General features: G+C 29.1%; 4 protein-coding genes. All 4 read right to left on the bottom strand.

The genetic code is table 11. From position 1 onward, the window contains the following. Positions 1-604 precede the first annotated feature (604 nt). The 4 genes from ACXJIE_RS02035 to ACXJIE_RS02020 all read right to left on the bottom strand — a co-directional run bounded on the left by ACXJIE_RS02035 (position 605) and on the right by ACXJIE_RS02020 (position 4,853). On the bottom strand, positions 605-2,086 hold the full coding sequence (locus tag ACXJIE_RS02035) for a primase-helicase family protein (protein WP_456479315.1): 1,482 nt from the start codon (positions 2,084-2,086) through the stop codon (positions 605-607). Next, a complete protein-coding gene (locus tag ACXJIE_RS02030) occupies positions 2,076-2,282 on the bottom strand; it encodes a hypothetical protein (protein ID WP_456471447.1) in 207 nt (68 codons plus the stop codon). Before ACXJIE_RS02030 ends, ACXJIE_RS02035 begins: the two co-directional genes overlap by 11 nt. A gap of 904 nt (positions 2,283-3,186) precedes the next feature. After that, positions 3,187-3,591, bottom strand: coding sequence for a hypothetical protein (locus ACXJIE_RS02025; RefSeq protein WP_456479314.1), 405 nt, complete (start codon positions 3,589-3,591; stop codon positions 3,187-3,189). A 314-nt stretch (positions 3,592-3,905) separates the two neighbouring features. Then, the gene (locus ACXJIE_RS02020; protein ID WP_456479313.1) at positions 3,906-4,853 is read right to left on the bottom strand and encodes a protelomerase family protein; all 948 of its coding nucleotides are present in this window, start codon (positions 4,851-4,853) and stop codon (positions 3,906-3,908) included. Positions 4,854-5,178 lie beyond the last annotated feature (325 nt).

The raw sequence follows: 5,178 nt of genomic DNA, 5'->3' as shown, positions 1-5,178 counted from the left end.
CTGTTACCATTCGTAACATTGACTAACTTAGTTACATTATAAGTTTTTCTTATCATTAGACTACCCCTTTAAAAAAGATACTTTTCTTTTATTATATCATAATTGACTAACTTAGTCAAGTGTATAAGAAAATCTTATACCGTATTTATGGTATTTACTTTTTATAAGGAAATACCGTTGAGGTTGAGTAGTAGTATAATAACATAAGAGAGTTTGACTAACTTATTTACCTTTTATTTTAAATCATCAAACCATATCCCGCAACATTCATTATGTCAAAAATCTTTTTTTTAATAAATTCGATACACTCTCACGCTTATTTTTTGCATTATCTTTTTTTTTTGATACAATAGCTTTAACCTTTTACTTATTCTCTTTACTCTCTTTTAAATCCCTTTGAGCCTCTTTCGCACTTCAAACACTCTTATTTTTTTCTTTTTTCACGGGATTTTATAGTATAATCTGATATAGATTACCTTTTATAATGGTAGTTTATACTGAGGGTATATAATGTCAGTATCTAAAATATTATTCAATCCTTCTTTATGATTATGATATAATTTTAATAGCTCTAACCCCACATTGGATAGGAGTTAGAGAGGAGTTAGAAAGGAAATTCGTCATTAATTAAAACTTGACGAAATCTAAACACTTTATTATTCCGTTTTTTTAACTTCGATTTCCCAAACAGAACGGTTAACGCAGTTCCAATCTTTTGGGTATTTTCGGGCTTTTCGCCCGTAGCTATCACATACAAAAAACTTAAAATATTATTATCAACTTCCCCACTTGTTTCAAGCTCTTTAAATAAATCTTTTTTTACTTGGTTATAAGTTTCAAATTTATCAAGTTTTTGAAATTCATCTTTAACAATCATTATACGAAATTTATTACATAATCGTTCAAATATTTCATCGTCCATAAATTCAACGTAATCAACCATAATTGTTTCAAAAAACTCAATATCTTTTGTTTTTAAAGCATTTGCAAAAATTTCACTTTTTTTAACACTTGCAAGGTATATATTGTATTTTTCCTTTGTAATAGCTGGTATTCTTGCTCTGTGTATATTGAAATTAAACTTGAATAAATCAAACACAAAATCTTTAAGCTCTTTTCTTATGCCCTCAACAAATTCACTTGTTCCACAATATCCAAAATCCTCTTTTGCAATTTGAATAATTTGCCTTTCTTTAGTTTCAAACACTGTATATCGTCTATCACTTGCCTGTATTTGAAGCGGAGTTTCATTATTACTAAATACCAACACATTGAAATAATTATTAATTTGAAAAGCATCTTTCCCTTTCGCCTCAATTCTCAAATCTTTATCAGTTATCCACATTTTTAAAGTTTCATATATATGATTACCCTCCCTAAAATCTCCTTTAATCTCATTCCCGACGACAAAAAGTTTATTTTGCAAATTCTTATTGAATTGACTTTTTAAATCATTGTTTGAAAATGTATAAGTATATTTTTCACCGATTATAGGCTGTATAATTTGCTCGTATAACAACCCTTTTCCTGTGCCTTGAATACCTTTAAACACAATTGCTGTTCCAATTTTTCTTAATGTAACCAATGCAGTCGATAACCAATTTATAAAATATTCAATCCTATCCATATCATCTCTTAATAAATTTAATAGAAGTGCCGAAATATGAGGATATTTAAAAACAAAATTAACATCTTTATACAATTCGCTTTTCTTTTCCGTCTCAATTCTATTTTTATATGCCTTTTGCCAAAGCTCTGACGGCTTAAACAAATTTTTACATAAATAACCACCCTCAACCCATTCTCTACTTTTAAACGGCTCAAAAACCAACTTTACACTTTCAATATCCGTTAAAAATAAAGTTTTTAAACGTTCTCTATGTTCTTTCAGCATTTTAAGTTCATCTTTTGTTAAACTTAATAATTCTTTTGCTAATTCTCTTTTAATATGCTCTTTTGAAACATTCTTAACCTCTAAAACCTCTTTTTCCCTTTTCTCATAATCATCATATTTTTTATATTCTCTTATTTCAACATAACATTGCTGTTCTACGTCAAAATACATCTCTTTTCCATTAATTTTCATTGATGGCACCTTTAAAATACACTTCTTTTAACTTTTCAGGTTTTAATACAACGTAACGAACTCTTTTAGGATTTTTAACTGCCCCAACAATTCCCTTTTCAACTAATTCATTAAGATTATTTTTAACCCACTTTTGCATTGTTCTTTCAGTAATTCCCATCTCATATTCTTTTACAAATTTCGGTATAGATAACATTTTAACCCTTTTATGCGTTTTTTTCTTTATATTCGCTATTTTACATTTTTGAAATGAAATTGTCAATACTTGCATATTTGTTCTCTAATAAGGTAACAACCTAACATACGGTAACAACCGGGTAACAACTAAGTAACAACTCTTTTTTTTAAGGTTGTTACCTTAAAGAAAGCCCTAAATTAAGGACTTTTATTAAATCAAGGTAACAACGGTAACAACCTTTTGCCTTTTTTTCAATTTCTCAGAAAAAATTTTTTTTTATTCAGAAAAACAGGTGAGAGGTTGTTACCTTTTTCCAAAACCCCCTATTTATCGTTATTTTCTGCACTTTTTTAGGGTTGTTACCCCCCCTGTTACCCGGTTGTTACCCGGTTGTTACCCCCCGGTAGAGCTGTTACCCATCAACTTTATTTAGTGTTTTTTTATCAATATTGATTTTTTATTCAGACCTTCCCCTCAAAAAAAAGTGTATCTCCGTTCGGCTTTGGTTTGTCAAGGGCAAGACAAGTCGGCTACCGCCGACCCTTGACAAACCGCCTCACTCCGATGAAATTTTTTTGCGGGGGAAGGTCTGGAAAGGAAAGGTCTGTGTTTGCTTTTTTTGAAGATAATTTAATGAAAAAATATATTGAAAATAATGCGAAATAAGCACGTAGAAAGCAAAAAAAGACGTAGAGGCTATATAGGTATTACAAACAAAAAAAATCGCTTAAATCGCTTAAAAACGAAAAAACGATGAATAATACCCACCGATAACGATAACTTCGATATAACGTTGATAACTGCATATTCTTTTTCAAAAAAGGTAATACTCCAAATCCTTGTAGTAGTGGGGGTTTGATAGCCAAGTGCATACGTGGCTGACTTGCGTTGTTGATTTTTTCAAAAAAAAGGTAATACGGATTTATTGCTTTTTTGCTTGCTTTTTAATATCAACGAATAATATTTCAAGCATTTCCTCGAACAGTTCTAAGTCATCGTTTTTTAATTTCCATTTGCCACTAAATACCAAGTGAGCGTATGCGTCAATTATTCTTAATTTTTTGTATTTGCCTTGTAATATATTTAGTTTGTCGTTGTTTTGGATACGATGATATTGCTGTTTGAATTTGTTATAAACTTTTTTAGCCTTTGCTTTAAAAGGCTTTTCCTCCAAGAAGTCAAAACGTAGTTCTTTTTTAAAAAAATCATATATGCTTTTTAAGTCGATACGTTCTTTTAATCCAAGAAATTTTTTGAGGTATTGTCGCTTGATAAGCGTTTCGATTATTTTTTCTATTGTGTCTTTTTCCTGTTTATTTTTTGTCATAAAAATCCCTTTTTTTAAGTTATGTATTTAGTTATGAAAAAATTATATAATATATCGGTTATATTTTTCAACTGACTAAATTAGTTACGATAATTGAGGGGTAGTATGTCGCTTTCGCTTGGAGTATATAAAATTACATTTGTAAAATTATATATATAGCTGAGTTATAGTTTGCGAAGTGGTGAAAAGAAAAAAAAAGAATGTAATACGATTGTATTTTTTTTCACTTGCTTTTGTGATGTGTTTTAGTCGGTTTAACCAATAGTGCAAATATAAACATTCCCGTTGCTATTATTGCAAGTGCTATATATATTTCAATCATTGTCAGTTTTAGTTTTCGTATTGGTGTAATGCGTAGTTTGAGTTACAAATTTAGCGTCAAGTTTTACATCGTGTAATAATGCTTTTTCCGCAAATGTTTCAAGCGGTTCGTCTTTCCCGTATAGTTCGTGTGCTTTTAATAAGTAGATTTTCCTAAGGTCGTGGAATGTAAGCTCTGAATTTGGAAATATTTTTGTTTTTAGAAACTCATTGAATTTATTGTTATGTTTTTGATTAACTTGTCTTTCGGTTAAATCAGTTACATCAAAAATCTTTCTAAGTTCTTTATATGCTTTTAAAATTCTCTCAATATTATCAAGCGGTAATAAATTGTAACTTTCGTCTTTGTTCTCATTTTTCTTTTTTAAAATACCTCTTACTTTTAAATGGTCTTTATATTTTCTTAACTCCATTGTTTTTAAAATTTCGGTAAGACGGCGTCCCGTAGTCAATGCAAGATATGTCGCTAAATAATAAGCTCTTATCTGTTCCGGCGTTTGTCTGCTACCTAATTTATAGGGATAATTACTCAACGTTTCGTCCATACCCATATCGTAAAGATATTGTATAATTTCGTTAAATTTTTTTAGGTCAAAATCAATGGTTTCTTTTTGCTCCATTTTTTCAATTTGTTTGCTTTCTTTTAATTCATTATAAGCCTCATAAAATCCATTCGGTGCTGAAAATACATCAATTAATTTTTCTTTGTATTTGTTAGCTGTTTTAGCGTTTTCAAGGGCTTTTTTAAGCTCATAATAACGGGTTGATATAGTGTGTTCCGAATTACCAAGATAGACAAACGGCATATACTTTTTTGATAGCTTAATGACATCAACGTAACTTTTTACCTTTTCAATATCTCTTTTAAACATTTTAATAATGTCACCTGTGCGGTCTGTTCCGTATAGTTTTTTGAAAAATAACGGTTTGAAGTTTTCCATTTTTGCTCCTTTTGATTTTTAATATTTTACACTAAGTATTATACAACTTTTTACTAAGTTAGTCAATAGTAAATTGTATAAAAAATATTATTTTTTAAACTAACTTATTAATTAATGTTATATAGAATATACGATTATCCAACCTCAACGATATTTCCTTATAAGAAGTAAATACCATAAATACGGTATAAGATTTTTTTATACACTTGACTAAGTTAGTCAATTATGATATAATAAAAGAAAAGTATCTTTTTTAAAGGGGTAGTCTAATGATAAGAAAAACTTATAATGTAACTAAGTTAGTCAATGTTACGAATGGTAACAG

The sequence above is a fragment of the Nautilia sp. genome, assembly GCF_053994455.1.
The sequence above is the reverse complement of the archived record's forward strand: the minus strand, read 5'-3'. Positions and strand labels throughout refer to the sequence as shown.